A 23,349-nucleotide genomic window follows, 5' to 3' on the forward strand; every position below is an offset into this window, starting at 1 on the left:
CCGCTGTAAATAAAAAAAGAATTAATATCTGTGTCAAAAACAAGTAAACCGGAAGTTGCATTGCTTATTAATTTTCTTTGATTTGATGACATTCTGGGAATCAGCAAGCCTTGTGTCGTTGATTCAACATCTAATATTGCAGATGGGTGTGAACTGCCTCCGCTTGTTGAAACTTTCACACCTTGTGAAAAAGAGTTTTTGCCTATAAATATGCAAAACAGAATAATAAATAATTTGTAAAGTTTCTTCATAGTAATGATGTTTTAGTATTAAAAAACCAAGTTACGACAAAAAATTAATTAAAACAAAAATGACATTTTTAGCAGCAGGACAAACTCACACTTTTTTCTTGGAAATACCTCCTAAATTAATTATTTGCATTGCCGACTGTTTGCGTACCCCCTTATTGCCCAAGCAGTTACCCAACATAAAAATAGCAATAAACTAGCAAGTATTTTTGGCAGTACAGAAGATTCCAAGAGGCATATAACCTAATTTCACAAGTTAATCTGCATCCTTATAATATCCGTTATTTGCCGGCAAAAGACATAAGGCAGGGAGAACAACACTTACCCATTAAAAGTATTGGATATAAAAGTATGAGTTTGTTTTGACTATTTAACAATAAGCTTTTCAGTATAGTATTTGTTTTTCGTTTTAACTTTAATAAAATACGTTCCGCTTTTGAAACCGGAAATATCAATTTGCTTAAATGTATTTTTGATATTTGGTTTTTCACATACCTTTTTGCCTAAAACATCTGTAATCTCAATATCAAAAGCCGAAAACTCGTTCGAAACAATAATGTTTATAAAGTTTTTAGCAGGATTAGGATAAATTGAAATATTATCGGCTGAAATATCAGCAATATTTGTCGGTTGAGAAAAATGCAGTTCAAATCTGTCAAAAGTTGCTCCGCCTGAATGAGTGAATGTATAAACAGAGGTTTCTTTTAGGTTTTGATAAGTTCCCGCAAACTTGTCAACAATAAAAATATCAGCAGAAAGGTTTGTTCCACTTAAACTTATTTCATACACGTCAGAATTATTGCCTTTAAATCCAAGTTTAATTATCTGTTCATCAAAAAAATACGGAACTGCATTTAAAGCAAATTCTATATTGTTGTTCGTTGTCCAAATGAGAGGAACATTTTCATCAAGGGAATACATTTTGTAAAGATCGTATTGTCCGTCAAAAGAAAAGTTTGCATTAGGGTTTTCAATGATTTTAGTTTCGTCAAAAAAGCCGTTTGCAGATGTTTGCAGAGTAATGAATAAGTCTCCGGTTGTTTCTTTATAAAAGTTTGTGGTATTGTGTACCCTTGCTCCGTTTGTAATTTGTATTTGTGCATTATTAACGGAAGCATGAACAAAAAAGCCCTGCATTGCCGGGATATATTGTGTTCCGCCGTTTATTGCCCCGCTTATTGTGTTGTAACCTCTGTAATTATGAATAACGTCATCATAAAAATATACACTTTGGTCAAGGTTTGTAAGTATGATATTTGAATTATCAATATTTGCTTGTGAAAAATCAATTACCGAAGTATAAGGATTTCCGAGCAAGTGCCAACCTTCAAATTGGTCAGCCATCGCTGTATTTGTCCAACTGAGCAGAGGGCTTGTATATGTGCCTGTATGAAGATTTCCGGAAAAGTTCAATGTTGTTTCTGTAAAGTAATAGGCATAGCCCTGCATTGTTGTCAGGTTTGATGCAGCATAGCTTATCCACCCTTGTGTTCCGGTTATTGTTCCTCCGCTCCAACTGTCGGAGGTTGTTTCGTCATAATAATAAAAATTATTTGTGTTGAACATTGTCAAAGGAGCATTTACAACCGGAGGTGTTAAATAATGCCACTGCGTTCCGCTCAAATATCTTTCAACTGTTGCCGGAACATTTATTGTAGAATTAATAAACGAACCAGTTCCTGTTACATCTGATTTTATAACTAAGCCGGTATTTCCTGCATTGTTTGTCATAGTTCCGTTTACAGAAAGAGAAAAGCCGGGGTTTATTTGTAAATTTGCACCGCTTTGAATTGTCAGATTATTCGTTTCCCCCGCTGATGTAATTATCGGGAAATTGTTGCTTTCTAAACTTACATCAGGAATCACAACGTTATCAAGAACTGTAGGGACTTGCTGTTTTTGCCAGTTTGTTGCATCAGCCCAATCTGTGTTACTTGTGCCTCGCCACACAATAAAATCACAATTGTATTCGTCAGCTCCGATATCCGGAACGGTTAAATCTCTAATCTCTCCGTCAAAATCTGCTGTAATACCGGCAATAACTTGCCCGCCCCCGTCAATATTTGTAATTGCAGATGTTTGAATATGTAAATCTGTTGAGCTTATAAAAGCTGCGTCTTCGCTGATTGTGTTTTGCTCATAAGTTACACAACGTATCTTATAGCTTGCCAGTATTTGGTCTGAAACATTTGTATCATAGTAAATTAAGTTTTTCACAGAAGGGGTTCCGGCATAATACAAATTATTGTCCGAATTAGTTGAAATTGTCGAGTATTCTGCTGATTTATATAGTGTTGCAGCAATTGCTCCGATTGTAACATCAACTTTGTTTACTACAATATTGTTGCGAACATCTGAACTTGCCGAACCGTAGCTGAAGCCTTCCGTAAAAATACCGGCACTTTCGTTTGTTTCTGCTGTTGAAACAAAATTCAGCAAAATTGAATTATTATATATGTTTGCTGTTCCTTTTCGGTTTGAGATACCTCTTGTTGTCGGATAATTATAGGTATCAGTTGCAGGTGTTCGAATATCATGAACAAAATTATTGTAAATGTCGGCCGTTCCCCCGTAAATTTCAATTCCGGAGGCCATATCAACACCTTCAATGTCATAAACATCATTGTTGTAAAAATTAATTGTGCTTTCATAAGCTCGCAAACCCACAACTTGAGATGCTGTTCCGTAAAGTCCGTGAACAATATTATTGTAGAAGTTTCCTTGATTATTCCCGGCTCCGTAAATTCCGAGAGTCCTGTGATTTGTTGTTCCGTTTGTGATTGTATTATGATGAATTGCCAGATTTTTCTGACTCCAAGTTAAAATTCCGACAGCCCTGCTTGCTCCGTTGCTTATTCCGAAATTATTTACCGTACAATTCATAATTTCTACGGCATCATCGTACAAAGGCTCTTGCCCTGTAACATCATAGCCGAAAACTTTAAAACCGTTATAAGAACTTTCAACAGAAATATTATCGTAAGTATTAAATGAATTTGTACCCGATATACTTGTGGGTGTAATTGTTGTCCTTACAAGCTGGTAAATTCCGACAGAGTTTATATTGTTGTTATTCAGAGTTACCGTACAATTTTTAATGGTATTGTGTTGAGCTCCGTCTGTCGGCGAAACAGTTGTAATATAATAGCCGTATTCTACATCCGAACCACTCGCAATCGATATGTCAATTCCGTCAAAAGTGTAATAATCTCCTCCGTTTATGTGTATCCCGAAATCTTCATCGGCAGTTGTTCCTGTCGGTTTTAAAACTGGATTTGCAGAAATCCCTGACTTTTGAAATGTAATTGTATTTGTTGCTGTTCCTGAAATTTCCAGCGAAGGCACATCTTCGATAAAAACTTGCCCGCTCAAAACATTAAAAACAACCGCACAAGAAATACCTCTGTCGTTTAGGCTGTTAATTGCATCTGTAAACCTGTTGAAATTTGTGCCGACTGTTGCCGAAGTATTATCAATTGTATAAGTTCCGCAAAGCGGATTTCCGGTATTGTATTCATCTGCACCTATATCCGGAGTTGTTGCGTGACGGGTATCACCATCAAAGTCAGAGGTATATCCTGTAATCGGAGTTCCTCCGTTGCTTATTCCGCTTGTTTGAGTTACGTCAATGTGTAAATTATAAGGCAAAATTGTACTTTTAAACGGAGGGTTTTCCTCAATGGAATTTATATCATTAGGCGACGGAATTCGATATGCCGGCAAATCTAAATAATCAACGATATTCCCGGCATCATACGCTAAGGCGTATTTTGAATTTGCAATACCGTTGTAATAACAATTATTATTTGTGCCGGCAGAAACATTTCCTAAATCTGCGGAAAGTTTAAAATAAAGAACATTTGCACGAGTTCCCGTTGTTGCATTTGTGTTATTTTCAAAAACATTATTTCTAAAATCTGCCGATGAGCCTTCAAGATACAGACACGTACTTTCGTTACCGGCATTTGTAGAGTTATATGCGATATATACTGAATTATAAAAAATGTTTTGCGTTCCTGCTGTGTATCTGAAACTTATTCCTCGTGTTGAGGGATAGCCGTTTAAAGTTGAATTACCGGAAGGGGCTTTTATGTCGTAAACAAAGTTATTATAAACATTTGAAGTTCCTCCGTAACCCTCAATTCCGGTTGCCATCTTTATTCCCTCTATATTATGAACTTCATTCAAATAAATATTCATACTTGAATTGTACTGCCTTATACCTACAACTTGAATACCCTTTCCGTAAAGTCCGAAGACAGTATTTGAGAAGATATTTCCGGAATTGTTTCCTGCACAGTAAATTCCTAATGTACGGTCGGCAGAATTTCCATTTTTAACGGTATTATTATTTATTGACAGGTTTTTTTGGCTCCATGTTTGGATTCCTGTTGCCCTGTTAATACTTGCACCTGCAAGCCCGAAATTATCAATAATTACATTTTGAACTATACAGGCATCATCATATACAGGCTCTTGTCCTGCAACATCGTAGCCGTGAAGACAAATTCCGTAATAAGAGTTTTGAATTGAAACATTATCGTAAACATTAAACGAATTTGTCCCTTCTGCAGAAGTCGGGTTAATAGTTCCGGTTTTAATGTTTTGGAAAATTCCTTTTGATGTTTCGTTTGTATTGCTTAAGTTTATTGAACAATTTTTAACTGTATTATACTGTGAACCGTTTGTTGCAGAAGTGTTGTAAAGATAATATCCGTATTCCACTGCCGAACCACTCGCAATTGAAATGTCAATTCCGTCAAAAGTAAAGTAATCGCATCCGGCAAGGCTTATTGCCGCATCGTCAAAGGATGCAGTTCCTGTTGGTTTTATAACAGGATTAGCTCCGTTCCCGTATTTTTGAAAGATAACCGGTCTTGTTGCATCTCCGGTTGCGGTAATTACAGGCGGATCTTCGTTAAATATCTCATCAGATGCAACAAGGAAAGTTATCCCTCCGGTTCCTATTCCGCAGGTATTTATTGCATTAATTGCTTCTGTAAAGTTTGCATAATCACCTCCGACGGCACTTATTGTTTTTGTTCCTGCCGGAGGAGCATAAATTTCAATATTATCAACTGCCCAATAGTTTGACCAGTTGTTGTTGTCTGTATATCTCCATCTTACATAAACTGTTGCCTGATTTGCAGCATAGGCAGAAATGTCAAATTCTATAACCTCAGGACCGAAAGTGACGGTATTATATGTTACAACATCATTCCATATACTTCCGTCATTGCTGACCTGCACTTTTCCGTCGGCAATATTGGCAGAGCTTCTGAACCTGTGGGTAAATTTTAAAACCACCATATCTCGACCGGTACAATTTATTGCCGGAGTTGTAAGACTTGCATCAGACTTATTTGTATTATCTCCATACCAATCGTCATCAAAAATTGCAAAGTCAGCATCAAAATCAGCTCCTGTTAAAATGCCGCTTCCGTATCTTCCTCCTGGATCGTTAAAACGCCAATCATAAGTTGCAAAACCTCCCGAATGAACAGTATTTGTCCATCCGGACGGCAATACTTGTCCTGTAAAGTCTTCGCTTAATAAAATACAACAAGATGTACAGACCGGATCCGTAAGTGTTACTGTCTTTTGCTTAACACAACCGTAAGCATCTGTTACTTCAACGGTATAAATTCCGGCTGTTAGGTTTTGTGCAATATTTGTTGTTGAAACGTTCGGAGTCCAAACATAAGTATAAGGTTCAATACCTCCCGTAACATTTGCAACAATCTGACCGTCAGAAGCCCCGAATGAACTCGGATTTGTGTCCGTGGTTGTAACAGCAAGTAGTTGAGAGGCTTCCTTAATTATAACACTTGCATTATAAGTCGCAGAGTTTCCGTCTGTGACAGTTACGGTATAAGTTCCGGCAGATAAGCCTGAAACAGAAAGTGTTGTTTCTCCTCCGGGTGACCACAGATATGTATGTGTCGGCGGTCCTGGTGTGGTTGTAACTGTTGCTGTTCCGTCGCTTGCTCCGGTACAAGTTATGTTTGTAGAAGCAAGCTCAAGAGAACCGGCAACTTGTGTAAATCTTACGGCATCGAAAAGAACTTTTTTTCCGTTGTCTGCATAAGCAACAGCATCTCCCAGTCTTACGTAGCCATTTTTTCCTTGCGAGAATTGGTAGGTTCCTATATCAACCCAGGCTCCTTGATTTGCAAGCTGGTTGACAGTAACACTTGTATTACCCCCATCATAGAAAATCTTATAATAAGCGGAACTTGTGACTGCTGCAGCAGAATATGAGTCTGTAAAAGTTGCCGGAATATAAACTTCTACTTTATAGGAAGCTGAGTTTGGTAAGTCCGGCGTCCATGAAACCCAGCAAATATCAGAACTTGCACCACCTTCGCCTCCTGTCCACCAAATATGCCCGTTACTTCCGGCTGCATTTTTCACATGCCGATAGTAGCGTTGTGTTGCTCCGTTTTGTGAATTATTTATGTAAAAACCGTGGTTATAATATGTATTTTGAATTGTTAAATTATCGTAAGTTTGCTCAGAACTTCTTGCGGTAAGAGTCCACGCAACAGTTCCGTGTGAACCGTCTGCATCAAGGTTTTGGAAGCCGTTGTTGTAGCCTGGCCAATCGTAGTAGGCATCAACACCATCGTAACTCGGATACCCGGGTGTGTTTTTATCTCCCCACGGATCATTAAATATTAGAGTGTGCTGCCCGTTAACATAACCGACAACTAAAGTTAAATGACCGGATGCCGTGATCCAAGAACAAATCGGATGCGGGTACTCTGCATCTATTTCTGCTTGTGTTTTTGCAAAAGTTGCATTTCCGAGCCACACATAACTTCCGGAAACAAGATTGTGTAGATTTTGGTAGTTTCGCATACCGTCGCCTCCTCCCGGAGATGTGTACGGGGATACCCACATATATGCGTAACCACCGTATGCGTTTTTAGAGGAAGAGTAAGCATCAAATGAAAATTCATTATATTTATATCTGTCGAGGACATAGCCGGAGTAATCGGAATAATGCGGTGTTCCTGTTACGGAAGGGTAGCTTTCGGCTGCAACAGGCCACTTAGGCAGTCGGTTGTAATATGCCAATGCCATATTTGTTGTTGTCGGGGCACAGGCAGAACCTCCGTTCCTTCCGGTAGGAGCATCATATTTTTGATGAATATAAGGAACCGGTTTAGTCAGATGTGTTATGGCTTTTGTGCTTTTCAGCCCACCTAAATCATAGAATTTCGGCTTTAAGTTTTGCGGATTATCAAGTAAAACTGTGGTTGAAATGATTTTAGATTTTGAAATATTTAATTTTGCTCTTATTATTTGTCGTTTATCATAAGTTTGGAATAAGATGCCGTTTTGCAGGTCAAAAGAAGGTGTCATTTCATATACATCCGGTGTATTTGTAATTTGTCTGGTATTTAAACCTTTATAGTCAGCAATATATATGTCGGAACTTTTTAAAATAAAATTTGTTGCATCGGCATCAGTTTTTTGAAAAATGATGTTTTCCGATTTTGCATCCCAATTTCCGGCTCCGCCCTTTCCCAATTTATACAACTTTTTTGTTTTTAATTCATAGACCAAAAGCTCCATATTTTTGTTTTGAAAAAGAATTTTTTTGCTGTCGGGCGACCATTTGGGATAAATTACACCTTTGTTATCGTTGGGAATAATTATTTGTTTTAAGCTATTCAAATCTAAAAGCTTAAAATAATTTTGTTCAACATCATAGACTGCATATTTTTTGTCCGGAGAAACAGCGGAAAGGTTTGAATAGCTGTCTGTTCCGTATTTGGCTATTGCGTTTCCCGTCTTTATACAAAATTCGTTGTTTATGCTGAAAGCAAAGCTGTTATTATCGTCAGAGAAACTTACTTGGCTGCATAAATTTACGGGGTTAGTAAGAAGTTCAATGTTCTTTTTGTTTTTTAAATCAAAAAAAGCCGGCATTTGTTTGCCTTGTTTAGTGATTTTTTTATACCCGATTTTACTAAAGTCGGAAGAAACAGAAAAATACCTTCCGCAACCGGGACTTTCAACTAATGTTTCGATTTTGCCGTTGTTTAAGAGAAGAACTTTTGAGGCGTAGTTATCGGTAAAAACGATTCCGTATGGCGTTTTAATCGGATTAATAAAATAACCGGAGTTTTCTGCTTGGTAGGTTTGTGTTTGTGTTTTTTGTGCATAAATTCCTGTTAACAGAAATATAAGAATTGTAAAAAGAATAAATTGTTTCATAAGTATTGGTTTATGATAAAGAGAACTGACAAAGATAAAGCATTAAATTAAAAATATTAGGTGTTTTTTTAAAAAAAAGAGAGCTTATGTGTCAATTTTTGAAACAGCTTTCTGTAACAGGATAATTTTTTACTATTATATTGCCGTGCATTTTCAATATAATCGTTTGTCATTTTGGAAGTTAGGGGGCTTTAGGTTCTTTATAATGTCAATGCAAAGGTTTTGTTGTATATGTGAGGACAGTAATAAGATTTATTTTGTGTTGTTTGGGTGTAATGTTTTTATTTACTCTGCAATAAGCTTAACAAATCACTTTAACAAAAAAACATTGTCTTAATTTTCCCGGAATTATATGCCGTTAGTTATTGTTCGTTTTTGTCTTTTTTGAATCTTTTTATATATTTTCTCCAAAAAACATATAAAGCTGTAATATAAATAACTATTCCGCCTAAAGTATAAAGCAGATACTGATCCGGGTAATCAGTATTCATTCCCAGTAAAGGGATAATTGCACTAAGAATTAAAGGAGCAATAAACGGTGCTGCAATTCCCGCTCCGAATACTTGATCGTGTGCTGCTCGAGTTTTAAAATCTTTATCTAATATTCTTATTAATGTTAAACCGGAGGATAATGTTCCTGTTAAAGTTCCGAATAAACCGGCGATTCTTTCAAAAGCATATTTCATCCCGGATCTTCTTACCTCATGAAATATGAAATAAACCGTAAACACACCGCCTACTGTAGTCATTGTTAGTATAATACCCAAATATTTCAACAAAACAGGAATTGAAATTGCAGCAATTGAAGCTGTTACCATAAAATCTAATGATATGCCGGAAATTCTTGTAAGTAAACCGTTATTCAGCATATTCCCCCATCCTAATTTGTAAATTATTTTTTTTACGGGAATTGCAATTAATGCAGCAAAAATAAAATGTAAGCCCCAGGCTGTGTTAACTAGTTGATGAATTAATTTGCTTTTTTCATTAATTGTAAAAAGACCTTTTTCTACTCCCTTTAAAAAGATAAATGTAATAATATATACAAAAATTACTGCTGCTATTTGGAATGAAAAGCCGTCTATAGCGGCGGTATCAGTTGTTAAATTTCCGGCACTTGGTTGTTCTTTCAGTTCCTTAATTACCCCTTTCTCCTGATTTTCAGAAGTTTCAACCTTATGCGTTTCTTTGTAATATTTTTTCTTTAGTTGATAAATAATAATTACACCTATAAGAGCTGCCCAAACGTAACCGATTGCTGCAAATGTTAAACCTATATCTCCTGCATTTTCAAAACCGGAAGCCTCCCAAGATTTTCCGAGAGAATAGCTTTGTCCGGGACCTTGTGAAAAACCCAACATAAGGAAGTAACCCAAAGTAGGAAATATATCCGGCATAATTGTTTGCATAAATACATAAGCAATTACCAACCCGATAATTAATTGAACTCCTGTTGTAACAGACATCAGCAAACCAACGGCAAAAGTGCTTTTTGATCCTTTACCTTCAGCTTTCCTTAATGTCATTGCAATAAAAACAATTGCCAATAAATGATAAACATAATTCCCTAATCTTTCTGAAGATGTTTCAATCAGCCCGAAACCGCCGGTTCCTATTGTCAACAATAAAAAACCCGCCAAAATATTGTTAGGAACCATAAATTTTTGCAATATTTTTACTTTCGATCTTAAAATAGTTGCAACAAATAAGGCAGCACCTAAAATGCTTATATCCAACACAAAATCCCACTGAATAGCCATATACTTTTATCAAAATTCGGATAAAGATAAAAAGTTTTATGAATTTTTTTGAGGATGATTAGTAAATTTTGATGTAATTTTACATACATATTTTACGTTAAGGCAAGATAGCAGCTATGCGATATAGTTTATTCATCATATTATTATTTTTTAATTTGCAATTATCTGCACAAAAAAAAATGAATGCCATCGAAATGCTTGAGAAAGTAAAAACAGAAGGCGGAGCCATTGCTTTACAACGAATTAATGAAAACGGAGATACTTCTTTGCATGTAAAAATAAGACCGATTATAATATACCCGAAACGAACATTTAAGAATAATAGACATAAAAAAAGATATTATCGTTTAGTCAGAAATATTAAAAAAGTATATCCATATTCTATTATTATTAAGAATATTTTTGTTGAGACTGAGTTTGTTTTACAAAACATGGAGAACAACAAAGAACGAAGAAAATATATCAATAAAAAAGAAAAAGAACTTAAACGAAAATTTGAAGGCACTATACGAAACATGACTTATTCACAAGGTCGAATTTTAATAAAATTAGTGGATAGGGAAACGCAACATACAACTTATGAGCTTGTTAAGCATTTTAAAGGAGGCATTGCCGCATTTTTTTGGCAAGGAATTGCAAAGATATTTGAAACCGACTTGAAATATGAATATGACCCCGACGGAACAGATAAATGGATTGAAGAAATAGTATCAAGAATAGAAAACGGACAACTTTAATTGTTTGTTTTTATTTTAAAAAAGATATTTTTAAATTAATCTTTAATTAAATCATTTATAATCTTCTCCGTTTTTGAACCTCCCCAATTTAATGCTCCCGTTTCTTTAATTTTAATTATTCCGTCTTTTGAAATTACAAAAGTTGTAGGAATACTTTGAGAGAAAAACACTTCAGGAGATTTGTATTTTGTGGTATAAACCGGGAATGTATAGGATTTTTTATCAATAAAGGCTTTTACTCTTTCCGGGCTTTCGTTAGAAACCAATAAAAAAGCAATATTTTCATTGTCTTTAAATTTATCGTAAAGTTGTTGTATTCCCGGCATTTCACCAACACAAGGCGGACACCATGTTGCCCACAGATTTAAAAAAACAACTTTCCCTTTATAATCTTGCAGGTTTACCTTTTTCCCCGAAATATCCTCAAGTTCCCAAAAATAATCATTCATATTTAAACCCGACTCATTGCCGGCATCTTTAACAGAGGGTTCAACAACCATTGATTTTATCCTGTTAACAAAACCTCCGATTGCAAGCCTGCTGCCGGGAATAAAAAGAGCAATTATTAGTGCAATAAAAATTAAATCGGATATTTTTCCGAAGGTTGATTTCTTTTTCAAATATATTTTAAACTTTTCCTTTAAACTCTTCATCGATTAAAAATTTTGACAAAAATATAAAAATATGCTTTCTATCTGCATTTAAAACATTAAACAGAATAATAAAAACATTATTGCTGTTGATTACAAATAAATTACTTAACTTTGGTGTGAAAAATTTAAGCCTTTTTTTCAGAATCATATAATGAAAAAAAACCAACCTTTAAATATTATTAATAATCCGAAAGATTCAGAAATAAAATTTGAAATTACCGGTTTAAAGAAACTTGCTGAAATACAAAGTGAGTTTTCTTTCAACCTTCAAAACCCCCACAGAATAAACCACCACAGTATCATAGTAATAACAACCGGCATAGGTTCTCATTATATTGATTTTGTTAAACATGACTTTACACGAGGCTCATTGCTTTTTATAGCTGCCGAGCAAGTTCAAACATTTGACTTTAAGCCCGGGAATGACGGATTTGTAATTTCTTTCACGGAAAGTTTTTTAACAAGTGTAATAAAAAGAACTGAATCTTTATCGCAAACGTGGTTATATAATTACCATTTACAACGCCCAAAAATACAGGTTAAAGCTGCTGAGCAAGATCATTTTTTTGATATTTCCGAGAAAATGTATCAAGAATACCAAATAAAAGACGGGTTTGCAAAAAATGAAATAATACAATCATTACTAAACTTACTTTTGCTTAAATCTGAAAGAATAAAAAGAGCAGAATTTTCTGATCCTTTTAAAATAGATTACAGTGATATTTTTTTTAATTACAAAAATTTATGCGAAAACAAATATCCGGAAACTCGAAATGTTAAATATTATGCCGAACAATTAAATATTTCTTACAAACACTTAAATAATATTTGTAAACAATGCATTAAAAAAACAGCAAAACAGTTTATTGACGATTACATTATCTTAGAATCAAAACGATACTTATTAAGTACAAACAAAACGGTAAAAGAAATATCCGAGAAAACCGGTTTTGACGAGGCAACTAATTTTGTGAAATATTTTAAAAAGCATACGAGGTTTTCCCCGGAAAAATTCAGAAAAAAATATTCTTAACTGTTTAGTTTTTTTAGCGGATAAATAAGATAACTTATTCGGCAGAATATAATTGTCAATTTTGTACAATATGCTCCGATTCTGCTTGTATAATTTCGTTTGTTGAACCGTTACTTATAAAAGCAACCAATTCACAATGATTAATATTCCATTCGGCATTTGTATTAAATATAAATGTTTTTTCAATAATATCTCCGAATTTTGCAGAAGTAACAAAATTTTCGCCGAAAGCACCGGTTATTCCTTTTCTTAATACGTGTCTGTGAACGTAGTCTTCAACAGTAGTGACCCCATTCTTTTGAGGGCTTATAATACTGTCTTCGGTAACATATAACCCTATATTCATGTCGTAATTAATATCCGACAGATATTCAGCAGTTATTGTTGCCGTTACTGTATGTGTATTTTCGTTATATGAACTTTCAATTGAAATATCAACTTCAGGTTTTAAGTTGTATAAAAGATTTACGACCGTTTCCCAATTACTTGAAGCCAACAATATATTGCCTTCATATTCAATTCTGTTTACCATACCTTTCGGTAAACCGGCAGATATGTTAAATTCGTTGTCTAATTCATTTCCTGCATCTGTTCTGTAATCTGCCGGAAAATCTTCATCAGGTTCTGCTAAGAATCCTACATGTATTCCTACCGGAACAATATGATCGCAATATTTATCAGTTATTTCTTGTAAAATATCAGCTGCAGCCGGACAAAAAACACATTTATGGGCGGTATAATCTTCAACCAATATTTTGCGAATAGGTACCGGGTCATTCTCATCTCCGCATGTATTGTCGTTGGTTTCTTTTAGCGGATTTTCAATTGTATTACACGAAAAAAAGAATATGAAAAGAGCGAAAGTTATTATTTTAAAAAGTTTCATTTGTATAGTTTAAAAATTAAAAAGAACCGGTTAAAGTAAAATTAAAACCGCTTGCAGCCGGAACAAATCTGCATACGCCTCCGGCACAAACAATTCCTTCTCTTTGCCTGCCGTAACCGATTTGAATTCTGTTTGCTCCTTTTACAAAGCCTGCTGCAAAGTTGTAATAATGTGCACTTACGGGATTTGTGTGTCCGCCTGTGTTATATTGATCTGAAATAGCAACAAACCAATGCGGAGAATATGTGTATTCAACCATTCCGGTGTACCAATCGCCAAAATCATTTTTTTCTCCGCTTTGAGTTTTATCTGTTAATAATGCTTGTGTTGCAAACCTTATTGACTGTTTTGATGAAATTTTATAAGTTAAATCAAAAACTCCGATATCAGCATGAAGAATACTGTCTTTTCCTTGCATTATAAGTTTATTGTAATCCTGGTACATATAAATTAATGAAATTTTAAACTTCTTATTTATTTTCTTATGAAGTTCAATATTTATGTCTCTGAAATACAATTCATCTCCTACGGCAAAAAAGTCAGAAGTATAACCGTCTAAGTTTTTTATTTCGGCATCGGGGTTTATCGTTATTTTTTCAGTTTTAATTGAATTAACCTGAGAAAAGTTAATATTAATATTTGTACCGTATTTTCCTCCGAGCAATGTTTTTCTTTTGAATGTATAGAAAAAATCTGCATTAAACCCAACCTGCCCGTTTGTTTGTGTTGCAAAGGGGTACATTGCCGGAAAAGCATAGGTATGTGTTTTTGTAATAGCAGGTAAATAGTTAATACTTAAATCGTTGACAGAAGCACTTCTGTCAGAACGAAAACTCATATTATCTAACCTCAGAGCAGTAAATAAAAAGCCGATACCTTTTTTTGACCATGAAGCATTAACAAAAAGAGCATTTCCGTCTTTGAAAATAGGGTAACCGTATATAATTGAGTTATCGGCAGAAGGGTCGTTAATTTTATAAGCATATTCTGAGGAAATAATAAAACCTCCTCTTGAAAGATTAATTCTTCCGGCAAAAGCACCGACATTTTCGGGATAGTTATATTTAGGATTAAGGTTTTTTTGGTACTTACTGACAAAACTTCCGCCGAGTAAAAAATGTGTTTTGCTTTTTGCAAGTTTTTTAAAAGTTTCATTGAACGATATTTCTCCGTCTAAACCTCTCACAATTCCCGGACCGAGCGTCCAGTATAATCTTTGCTTTCCTATTATTCCCGTTAGTTTTATTCCTTTTACGGGTTTGTATTTTAATTTAATTCCGTCTAAGGAATTATCAATCCCCAGTGTTTTTTCTTCATATGTTCTTAAAATAAGACCGTTGCCGAATTGCTCATAAAAATTTCCTGCAGTTATCTCTAATTCATCAGATGTATAAGATGCATACCTGTTTGCAATTCCGTGACCGTCATACCTTTTGTCAAACCCCTCAAGTGTATTCATATAAACTTCATATCGAATACCTGCCGAGAACTTTCCTTTTGTGTAGGTAAGGTTCATATATGAGTTTGAGAGAGCTTTTTCTCTCGGAACATCAGCACTGTCAATACCAATAATTGTATCAACCCTGTATGTTTGCACAATTGTTTCAAAATTTCCGTGTAATTGACCGGAGTTTTTTTCTTCTTCTTGTGCAGACAAAAAGAACGGAAAAAGTAAAAGAATAATTATGATAATTTGCCTGTTCATAATTTTAGTTTATAAGAAAAAGCCGGAATTTAACCGGCTGAAATAATAAGCAATGTTTATTAATGATTAATGTCTTCTCCGGCAGCAACTTTTTTAATTACCTCGTATATTTCATCTTCATCGCCTGGAGAGTAGGAGGTGTGTTGCCAAACTACTTCCCCGTTTTTGTTGAGAATAAATGAATGAGGAACATTTATAACATTCATGGCTCTTTTAAAATCACTGTTGGCATCAAGTAAGACTTCAAATTCCCATGCTCTGCCGTTGACAAACGGAGCAACTCTGCCGGTACTTTTTGTATCATCAATTGAAACGGCATAAACTTTTAAACCTGTTTCTTCTTGCCAATCAATATAGTTTTCATCAATTGCAATAAGTTCTCTGATGCACGGTTTACACCAAGTTGCCCAAAAACTTAAAAAAATTGGCCCGTCATTTGAAATTTTAGAAGTGTTAAGTGTTTTTCCGCTAAGGGTTTTAACATCAACAGAGGGTAATTTGTTAAAATTTTCTTGTGAAAGTATTGCTCCAAAGAACATTAAGTTTATACTGATTAAAATTATTGTTTTCTTCATTTGTCTGATTTTTAGTTAATAACCGGCATCTCCCTTGTAACAATTCTCGGTTATATATTTACAAAATATATTCCGAAGTTAAATTAAATGCCAATTATTTGACAATCAGTTTTTTTGTTTCAATAATTTTATTGTTTTTGATTATAGAATAAAAGTATATTCCGCTTACAAACTGATTTGTCGAAAATATTATTTCAGGTTTATTAATGCTTTTTGTTAAAACGACTTTTCCTAAAAGGTTTGTAAAAACAATTTGTGTCCCTTTCAGTTCATTTGATGATTTTAAAGTAAAATAATTTGTTGCGGGATTCGGATAAACGGAGAATAATTCATTTGTACTTATGTTGTCTAAACCTACACTTTTTGTATCTAAAGTAAATTCCGTAAAATTTGATGTGTTTCCTTCTTCATATATTTTAATTGTAATAACCGCCTGTTCTGTAATTCCTCCCGAATAATAATGAACGTAGAGGAACTCTGTTGTACTTCCCTCTTCTCCGTATGTGTCTCCTGCATCAAGGTAGACAGGGTTGCCGATTTGAGCCGGAAAACTACTTATTAATGAAAGCGAAACACAAGTTCCTCCGCCGCAAATTGACATTTCATCTGCATCTTTCGGGATAGAGTAAGAAGTAACTTCGGTTATAAAATTTGTTGCAGAGGCACCGTCATTAGTAATCACAAAATGATAATCTTCATCAGACGGTAAAAAAGCTGTAGTATTTGTTAGGTCTAAGCCTGAATAGTCTGTAATTGTTATTTGTGCATAATTATTTATTGTAAATAAAATAACTAATGCAGCAGTAAATAATTTTTTCATATTGTTTCACTTTATTTAAGAAAGATAAAAGATACCTGAATTAATCAGGTATCTTTTTAATTTTATTTAATAATATTTAACTTTTTTTCAGCAGAATACCCGTCTTGTTCAATTTTAATAAAATACATTCCGGGTGTAAAATTACTGATGTTAATTTCGTTAACTTTATAGTTAATATTTTGTTTTAAAAAAGTTTTTCCGGATAAATCAGATATTGTAATTGTTGAATTTTTTGCATTAGAGATAAATAAAATATCATTTGCAGGGTTAGGGTAGATTACAATATTATCATCAATTTGTGAAATCCCTGTGTTGTCTATTGTAGTAAATGTTATCGACTCTCCTGCTAATGAAATGTTTTGAATGTTTTCAATTTCATTATCGTCAATAGCTACTGTAATATCCGTAAGTCTGTTGAATTGTACATCCGGCGTAATAGTTATTTCACTTTGATTATAATTTACGGAAGCAGTAAAGGTTAAGTCCCCTTTTGCCGGGTCAGATAAATGAATGAAATCAGAAACATTATTGTCCGTTATAGGGCTGTCATCAACTAACCTCATAATTTGGTTAAATGTTATAATAATATCAGAGTTAACATCAATATCTGTTGCTCCGTTTGCCGGATTAAAGGATATAGCGGGAGGCGGTAAAGTTACGGCAGAATAAACAGACTGAAAAACTTCTTTAGTTGCATCATTTTGAATAAAAACTACAACTTTTAAATCATACATCTCCTCTACGTTTGTAGATGACATATCAAATGTTTCATTAAAAGCGGTTGGTGTTCCTGCAACAAAATTAACTAATGTTCCGTCAGCATCCGGTAACATTTTCATCATTACATTCTTAAATGATGTTTCTCCGTTATTTCCGACATTTCCCGTTGTCATTTTTTCAATTACTGCAATGTGTACTTTAAAATCGGCGGTTATATATGGTGTAATATTAACATCAACAGTAATGTTGGACCCATCTATTATTGCAGCAGAGCTTAAATCAAAAAATGCAGGTTTATTTGTTTCGTATGTGTAAGCATTAGTAACAGCAGTTGAGTTTGTACCCGTATTTACACCTCCCGTATATAAGTCAGGAACAAAACTTACACCGTAATAACTTCTTCTCACTCCCCCTTCTGCCGTATAATAAGGGTCTCCGGGCGAAGGCCAAGACATTTGATATTTGACCACCGTAATATCATCAGGATGAGAGTTCATAAAAGGAGTAAAAGTTGAAGAATTAAAAGAGGCACAAGGAGCACATGTTGAACTTGTAAACTCCTCATATAGAGGTGTGTTTGTGACAGACTGAGTTGCAATACTCATTGTTTGCAATTGTAAATCATTATTGGTGTCATCATCATTACCGTTACCGTTCATATTTGACACCCAAACTTTTAATGTATAACTTCCTGGTGTAGCAACCCACGGAGTTGTAAAGGTATGATTTAACGATTCGGTTGTTGCTAAATTTAAACCTGTAAGGTTTTCAGTAATAATTGTGCCTGCATCTATTTGATAATTAACATCAATAGATGTAATTGTATTTATTCCTGAATTTTTAAATGTACAAGCTATGTCAACATTGCCTGCTGCTGCATATGGTGAAATGTTAATTGAAGCCATTTCAGAGTCATTATTGTCAGGGCTGATAAGAATTAAATCATCAATATACCAATAATCAAAATTATAAGTATTTCCGCTTAAATAAATACAAATTTGAAAATCAGAAGCTCCGACATCAGCATTAGATATTAACAAATCATTTGTTTCCGGTCCTATATTGTCAGTAGGACTGACTGCCCATATGTCTGTCCAGCTTCCTCCTCCTGAGCGTGTAGCAACACCAATAGAATAACCTGTTCCGGAATAATCATCTAAAAAGTGTTTGAACGAAAACAGTACAGTTGAAATACCGGTTAAATCTATTGCAGGAGAAATTAATCGGGTAGTGTTTGTTCCGCTAACATAAGTTAGCTTTGCTTCAGGTGCCGTACCTCCGGCATTAGCACTTGTTGATTGCGACCATTGATTGCCTATGTTATCAATTGTCCATCCCGAAGGCGGAAAGCTTGCTGAAAAATCTTCATTAAACATTTCAGTTCCTTTCTGTGCAAAAGATGAACTTCCGATAATTAGCACTAAAAATAAAGATAAAAATTTTCTCATAATTATTAACTTTTTGTTAGAGGTAATAAGTTTATTTGCGAGATGCAGTTTACAATATAAAGTTGCACTTTAGTTAAAATAAATGCTTAATATTATATTTTAGCCCCTTCCATCCCTTTTTTCTGTCAAAAGGGTGTGAGTTCCTGTAATTAAATTGGTAAGAAAAATTTAAACTTGCAATATCGTATCTCATTTCTCGTGCATCATCTTTTATGTATAAATTTCGCATACTTGCATAATAGCTCAGCCCCATTGTAACCGGCTTAAATTGAAATCCGATGCTTCCTTTGAAACCATAGTCATACCAATTATGTTTGTAGTCGTAGTATGATTTAGAATCAATTATTAAATCACGAGAAGTTGCCGTAACCTCTCTTTTATTGTTTATTAAAACAGATGCTTGCCCTCCCAAAGAAAAATAGTAAAATATAAATTCATAACCTCTTTTATATTTCAACATAACAGGAAAGCGAATGTAGTTATTAACTTCACTTACATTTAATAACCCGTCTTCGATATTATCAATTTTTTCCGAAAAACTGAAACGATACCTTGTGAAATTTGCTTCAACCTGTGTTGACATATGTTCTGCAAATCTTGTATCAATAAAAAAACCGACGGAATAAGCATATTCTTTACTGTATTGACTCGGCTTGTCAGGGCCAAATAATCCGGTTGAATTTCCTTCAGCAGTTATTCCGAATCTAACATCTTGCGAATAAGCCTGAAATGTGTTAGATAAAATAGATGTTAAAATAAAAAAATAAATTTTTTTCATTATCTGTTCATATTGAGTAAAGCATTTTTTTATCTTTGACGAAAGATTTTGACTCCAAAGATACAAAATTTGTTGTTAACTTATACCCAGACTTGAAATCTATGAAAATAATTAATAAAATAGTTTCAAAAGTTACGCAAAAACGATTGCAACAGATTGAGTTTTTCAGAAATAATCCTGAGGAAGCCCAGTCGGATGTATTGAAGAATCTTATTAAATCTGCCGAGAACACTGTTTACGGGAAAAAATATAAATTTAAAGGAATTTCATTAAATAACCTGCTTGAAGATTATAAAAAAAATGTTCCGATAACAGATTACGAAAAATTGTTGCCGTATATTAACAGGGTTAGGGCAGGAGAGAGGAATGTTCTCTGGAATACGCCTATAAAGTGGTTTGCAATGTCCTCAGGAACAACAAGTTCTAAAAGCAAATTTATTCCCGTAAGTAAAGAAGCTCTTGAATTTTGTCATTTCAGAGGCGGAAAAGATATTATTGCATTATATGCCGATAAATATGATGACACACAACTTGTTAAAAGCAAGTCTTTAGTTATAGGAGGGAGCCAACAAATAAGCAGTGTTGATAATGAATTATATTACGGAGATATTTCAGCCGTAATTATTGATAATTTACCTGTTTGGTCGCACCTTCTCAGAACACCGAAAAAAGAAATTGCCCTGCTTCCGAAATGGGAGGAGAAATTAGAAAAGATGGTCGGGCAGACCACACAAGAAAACGTTACCAGTATTACCGGTGTTCCGTCTTGGACTCTTGTATTATTAAAAAAAATATTAGAAGTTACCGGAAAAAAAAGAATTGAAGAAGTGTGGCCGAATTTTGAGCTTTTTATTCACGGAGGCGTAAGTTTTATTCCTTATAAAACAGAATTTGAAAAAATATTACCCGAAAGAACCAGATATTTAGAAACCTATAATGCAACGGAAGGATTTTTCGGAATTCAAGATGATTTATCAAGAAATGATTTGTTGTTGATGCTTGATTTAGGAATTTTTTATGAGTTTATTCCTGTTGAAGATGTTCATAAAGAAAATTTGAAAACATATACTGTAAAAGATGTTGAGTTAAATAAGAATTATGCAATGATTATTTCAACAAACGGAGGATTATGGCGTTATCTAATAGGAGACACAGTTATGTTTACATCATTAAAACCGCATAAAATTATAATAACAGGCAGAATAAAACATTTTATAAATGCTTTCGGGGAAGAATTAATTATTGACAATGCAGAAAAGGCACTTCTTATTGCATCTGAAAAAACAAATGCACACATTAAAGAATATACGGCTGCACCGATTTATATGTCTGATAAAGAAACAGGAGGACATGAATGGTTGATTGATTTTTCGGAACGGCCTGAAAATCTTGATTCTTTTATTGAAGAATTAGACAGAGCTTTAAAATCGGTAAATTCTGATTACGCAGCAAAACGATATAAAGACTTTACTTTAAAAAAACCCGTTGTACATATTGCAAAAAACGATGTTTTTTATAAGTGGCTGAAACAAAAAGGAAAACTCGGAGGGCAAAATAAAATACCGAGATTGTCAAATAATCGAGACTATATTGATGAGTTATTAGAATTAAATGACAACTAAAATAATGCGATATTTTATTATTCCGGTGTTTTTTATATTTTTTTCAGAATCTTTCGGGCAGGTTGTGACAGAGAATGTAATTAACGTTAAGGCAGATATTATTTTTGCCGATGGCTTCGATAATTTATATGTTTTGTCGGAAAACTCTTTCATTAAGTATAATTCAAAAGGTAAAGAAATTTTTTCTTTTTATCCGGAAGCGGGAGATAAAATAACAAATGCGGATGTGCGAAATTCTTTGAAAGTTATTTTGTTTTTTGAAGACCAAAATAAAATTATTGTTTTGGACAACAAACTGAGTAAAATAAGCAATGAAATATATTTAGACAAATTTAATATTTTCGGAGATGCTGTAATATGCGGATCAACAATAGGAGGATATTGGATATATGATAATATTAACAGCCGGTTATTAAAATTAAATGTAGATTTTATTCTTGAATATAAAAAAGATTTGAACATTTCGGAGGAAATAATATCAATAAGCGATAATTCGGAAAATGTTTTTTTGCAGAAAAGTTCAAGAGAATTTATCAGCTATGATTTTAACGCCGGAGTAACAGAAGATATGCAAATTTATAAAGCTTCTGAAAGATATAGCTTTATTAATGACGAAATTGTTTTTTACAGCGGAAATGTTCACGGATTAACTTTTTTTAATTGGAAAAAAAGTGAGTACAGATATATTAAACTTCCGAAAGATATAAGCATTACAAATGCTGTTTTAGGGAAATCAAAGGTGTTTTTCTTCAATAAATATAAAGTTTATATTTCAAAAATTAGGGAAGAATAGCTTAATGAAAGAACAAATAAGCCATCAAAATTGCGGCAATTATACCGACAAAATCAGCTATTAACCCGGCAGTTACGGCATATCTTGTGTTTTTAATCCCTACGGAACCGAAATAAACAGCAATAATATAAAAAGTTGTATCGGTAGCACCTTGCACCGTTGAGGCTACTCGCCCTACAAATGAATCTGCTCCGTGGGCATTTATTGTATCAACCATCATGCCTCTTGCACCGCTTCCGCTGAGGGGTTTCATAAAGGCGGTAGGTAAAGCTTCAATAAAATCTGTATTTATTCCCAGAATTTCAAAAACAAAAGCAAAGCCCGTTATTAAATAATCCATAGCACCGGATGCTCTGAAAACTCCTATTGAAACTAAAATTGCAATTAAATAAGGAATAATTTTTATTGCAACTTTAAAGCCGTCTTTTGCCCCTTCAATAAATGCTTCATAAACATTAACTTTTTTAACGGCTGCAAGCCCTATAAACAGCACAATTATGCTGAACAATATCAAATTGCTTGCAACGGAAGATATTTCGGCAATTTGCTCTTTGGGAAGTTGCTGTAAGTAATAAATTAAACCGATAATTAATGCTGAGATGCTGCCGAGATATGCTAAAATGGTTTTGTTAAATAAATTAATTTTTTGAAATATTGAAACGGTAATTAAACCTGCCAGAGTTGAGAAGAAAGTTGCTAACAAAATCGGAATAAAAATATCCGAAGGGTCGGCAGCACCAAGTTGTGCTCTGTAAACCATAACACTTATCGGAATAATTGTTAAGCCGGAGGTATTTAGCACAAGAAACATTATTTGAGCATTTGAGGCAGTATCTTTTTTCTTGTTTGTTTCTTGAAGTTGATCCATTGCTTTCAGTCCCATTGGTGTAGCTGCATTGTCTAAGCCCAGCATATTTGCGGCAATATTCATCATAATTGAACCGTAAGCGGGATGGTTTTTGTCAAGTTCCGGGAATATTTTTCTGAAAAAAGGATTGATAAGTTTTGAAAATATTTTAATGATTCCGCCTTTTTCTCCGATTTTCATTATGCCCAACCAAAGGGTAAGAACACCGGTAAGCCCGAGAGAAATATCAAAACCGGTTTTTGCCATATCGAACGTGCTTGAAACCATTTCAGGAAAAACATTTACATCTCCTAAAAAAATAAGTTTGGCAAGCCCGACAACAAATGCGATAAGAAAAAATGCTATCCAGATATAGTTTAAAACCATTGAATATTAATTATAAAGAAACAAATATAAAAAACCTTTTATAAAAATATTGAATATTGCTAATTATTCATTTTCGCAATTTTCATATTTCTTACAAATATATATTTAATT

Annotated in this window: 15 protein-coding genes; 4 read left to right on the forward strand and 11 right to left on the reverse strand. The window is 34.0% G+C overall.

Going from position 1 to position 23,349, the window contains the following annotated elements:
* The 3 genes from L3J35_11530 to L3J35_11540 all read right to left on the reverse strand — a co-directional run.
* A partial coding sequence (locus L3J35_11530; protein MCF6366822.1) for a hypothetical protein occupies positions 1 to 251 on the reverse strand: 251 nt, incomplete at its 3' end.
* 363 nt (positions 252 to 614) lie between these two features.
* The gene (locus tag L3J35_11535) at positions 615 to 8,474 is read right to left on the reverse strand and encodes a T9SS type A sorting domain-containing protein (protein MCF6366823.1); all 7,860 of its coding nucleotides are present in this window, start codon (positions 8,472 to 8,474) and stop codon (positions 615 to 617) included.
* Between the two features lie 362 nt (positions 8,475 to 8,836).
* Positions 8,837 to 10,234 (reverse strand): hypothetical protein, encoded by a 1,398-nt coding sequence (locus L3J35_11540; protein MCF6366824.1) that lies wholly within the window; start codon positions 10,232 to 10,234, stop codon positions 8,837 to 8,839.
* A 179-nt stretch (positions 10,235 to 10,413) separates the two neighbouring features.
* Between L3J35_11540 and L3J35_11545 the strand changes: the two genes are divergently transcribed.
* Positions 10,414 to 10,971 (forward strand): DUF4294 domain-containing protein, encoded by a 558-nt coding sequence (locus tag L3J35_11545; GenBank protein ID MCF6366825.1) that lies wholly within the window; start codon positions 10,414 to 10,416, stop codon positions 10,969 to 10,971.
* 35 nt (positions 10,972 to 11,006) lie between these two features.
* Here the strand turns inward: L3J35_11545 and L3J35_11550 are convergent, their stop codons facing one another.
* On the reverse strand, positions 11,007 to 11,624 hold the full coding sequence (locus L3J35_11550; GenBank protein ID MCF6366826.1) for a TlpA family protein disulfide reductase: 618 nt from the start codon (positions 11,622 to 11,624) through the stop codon (positions 11,007 to 11,009).
* 151 nt (positions 11,625 to 11,775) lie between these two features.
* Here L3J35_11550 and L3J35_11555 point away from each other — a divergent pair, with 151 nt between their 5' ends.
* Complete coding sequence (locus tag L3J35_11555) at positions 11,776 to 12,657, forward strand: helix-turn-helix transcriptional regulator (protein MCF6366827.1); 882 nt, start codon at positions 11,776 to 11,778, stop codon at positions 12,655 to 12,657.
* A gap of 55 nt (positions 12,658 to 12,712) precedes the next feature.
* Here L3J35_11555 and L3J35_11560 read toward each other — a convergent pair whose 3' ends face one another.
* From L3J35_11560 to L3J35_11585, 6 genes are all read right to left on the reverse strand, one after another.
* Positions 12,713 to 13,543, reverse strand: a complete 831-nt coding sequence (locus L3J35_11560) for an Omp28 family outer membrane lipoprotein (GenBank protein MCF6366828.1) — start codon at positions 13,541 to 13,543, stop codon at positions 12,713 to 12,715.
* A gap of 16 nt (positions 13,544 to 13,559) precedes the next feature.
* A complete protein-coding gene (locus tag L3J35_11565; protein ID MCF6366829.1) occupies positions 13,560 to 15,248 on the reverse strand; it encodes a DUF6029 family protein in 1,689 nt (562 codons plus the stop codon).
* A gap of 59 nt (positions 15,249 to 15,307) precedes the next feature.
* Positions 15,308 to 15,823: a TlpA family protein disulfide reductase gene (locus tag L3J35_11570; protein ID MCF6366830.1), complete on the reverse strand. Its 516-nt coding sequence runs from the start codon at positions 15,821 to 15,823 to the stop codon at positions 15,308 to 15,310.
* Positions 15,824 to 15,917: 94 nt separating this feature from the next.
* Positions 15,918 to 16,643 (reverse strand): T9SS type A sorting domain-containing protein, encoded by a 726-nt coding sequence (locus L3J35_11575; protein ID MCF6366831.1) that lies wholly within the window; start codon positions 16,641 to 16,643, stop codon positions 15,918 to 15,920.
* Positions 16,644 to 16,705: 62 nt separating this feature from the next.
* Positions 16,706 to 18,811, reverse strand: a complete 2,106-nt coding sequence (locus tag L3J35_11580) for a T9SS type A sorting domain-containing protein (GenBank protein MCF6366832.1) — start codon at positions 18,809 to 18,811, stop codon at positions 16,706 to 16,708.
* Between the two features lie 73 nt (positions 18,812 to 18,884).
* A complete protein-coding gene (locus tag L3J35_11585) occupies positions 18,885 to 19,589 on the reverse strand; it encodes a PorT family protein (GenBank protein MCF6366833.1) in 705 nt (234 codons plus the stop codon).
* A gap of 101 nt (positions 19,590 to 19,690) precedes the next feature.
* Here L3J35_11585 and L3J35_11590 point away from each other — a divergent pair, with 101 nt between their 5' ends.
* Both L3J35_11590 and L3J35_11595 read left to right on the forward strand, forming a co-directional pair.
* Positions 19,691 to 21,211 carry a GH3 auxin-responsive promoter family protein gene (locus L3J35_11590; protein ID MCF6366834.1) on the forward strand — a complete coding sequence of 507 codons (1,521 nt, stop codon included), beginning with the start codon at positions 19,691 to 19,693 and terminating at the stop codon, positions 21,209 to 21,211.
* Positions 21,201 to 22,004 carry a hypothetical protein gene (locus L3J35_11595; GenBank protein ID MCF6366835.1) on the forward strand — a complete coding sequence of 268 codons (804 nt, stop codon included), beginning with the start codon at positions 21,201 to 21,203 and terminating at the stop codon, positions 22,002 to 22,004. The genes L3J35_11590 and L3J35_11595 overlap by 11 nt, the downstream gene beginning before the upstream one ends.
* A gap of 1 nt (position 22,005) precedes the next feature.
* On the opposite strand, the gene L3J35_11600 is transcribed toward L3J35_11595, so the two are convergent.
* A complete protein-coding gene (locus tag L3J35_11600; protein MCF6366836.1) occupies positions 22,006 to 23,238 on the reverse strand; it encodes a spore maturation protein in 1,233 nt (410 codons plus the stop codon).
* Positions 23,239 to 23,349: the final 111 nt, after the last annotated feature.

The sequence above is a fragment of the Bacteroidales bacterium genome, from assembly GCA_021648725.1.
GTDB lineage: Bacteria > Bacteroidota > Bacteroidia > Bacteroidales > JAADGE01 > JAADGE01.

Excerpts from the sequence above, each read along its gene's own strand:
- L3J35_11545 (MCF6366825.1), top strand. The coding sequence starts at position 10,414 with ATGAATGCCATCGAAATGCTTGAGAAAGTAAAAACAGAAGGCGGAGCC.
- L3J35_11565 (MCF6366829.1), bottom strand. The coding sequence starts at position 15,248 with ATGAACAGGCAAATTATCATAATTATTCTTTTACTTTTTCCGTTCTTT.
- L3J35_11575 (MCF6366831.1), bottom strand. The coding sequence starts at position 16,643 with ATGAAAAAATTATTTACTGCTGCATTAGTTATTTTATTTACAATAAAT.
- L3J35_11535 (MCF6366823.1), bottom strand. The coding sequence starts at position 8,474 with ATGAAACAATTTATTCTTTTTACAATTCTTATATTTCTGTTAACAGGA.
- L3J35_11555 (MCF6366827.1), top strand. The coding sequence starts at position 11,776 with ATGAAAAAAAACCAACCTTTAAATATTATTAATAATCCGAAAGATTCA.
- L3J35_11560 (MCF6366828.1), bottom strand. The coding sequence starts at position 13,543 with ATGAAACTTTTTAAAATAATAACTTTCGCTCTTTTCATATTCTTTTTT.
- L3J35_11550 (MCF6366826.1), bottom strand. The coding sequence starts at position 11,624 with ATGAAGAGTTTAAAGGAAAAGTTTAAAATATATTTGAAAAAGAAATCA.
- L3J35_11600 (MCF6366836.1), bottom strand. The coding sequence starts at position 23,238 with ATGGTTTTAAACTATATCTGGATAGCATTTTTTCTTATCGCATTTGTT.
- L3J35_11590 (MCF6366834.1), top strand. The coding sequence starts at position 19,691 with ATGAAAATAATTAATAAAATAGTTTCAAAAGTTACGCAAAAACGATTG.
- L3J35_11580 (MCF6366832.1), bottom strand. The coding sequence starts at position 18,811 with ATGAGAAAATTTTTATCTTTATTTTTAGTGCTAATTATCGGAAGTTCA.
- L3J35_11595 (MCF6366835.1), top strand. The coding sequence starts at position 21,201 with ATGACAACTAAAATAATGCGATATTTTATTATTCCGGTGTTTTTTATA.
- L3J35_11540 (MCF6366824.1), bottom strand. The coding sequence starts at position 10,234 with ATGGCTATTCAGTGGGATTTTGTGTTGGATATAAGCATTTTAGGTGCT.
- L3J35_11585 (MCF6366833.1), bottom strand. The coding sequence starts at position 19,589 with ATGAAAAAAATTTATTTTTTTATTTTAACATCTATTTTATCTAACACA.
- L3J35_11570 (MCF6366830.1), bottom strand. The coding sequence starts at position 15,823 with ATGAAGAAAACAATAATTTTAATCAGTATAAACTTAATGTTCTTTGGA.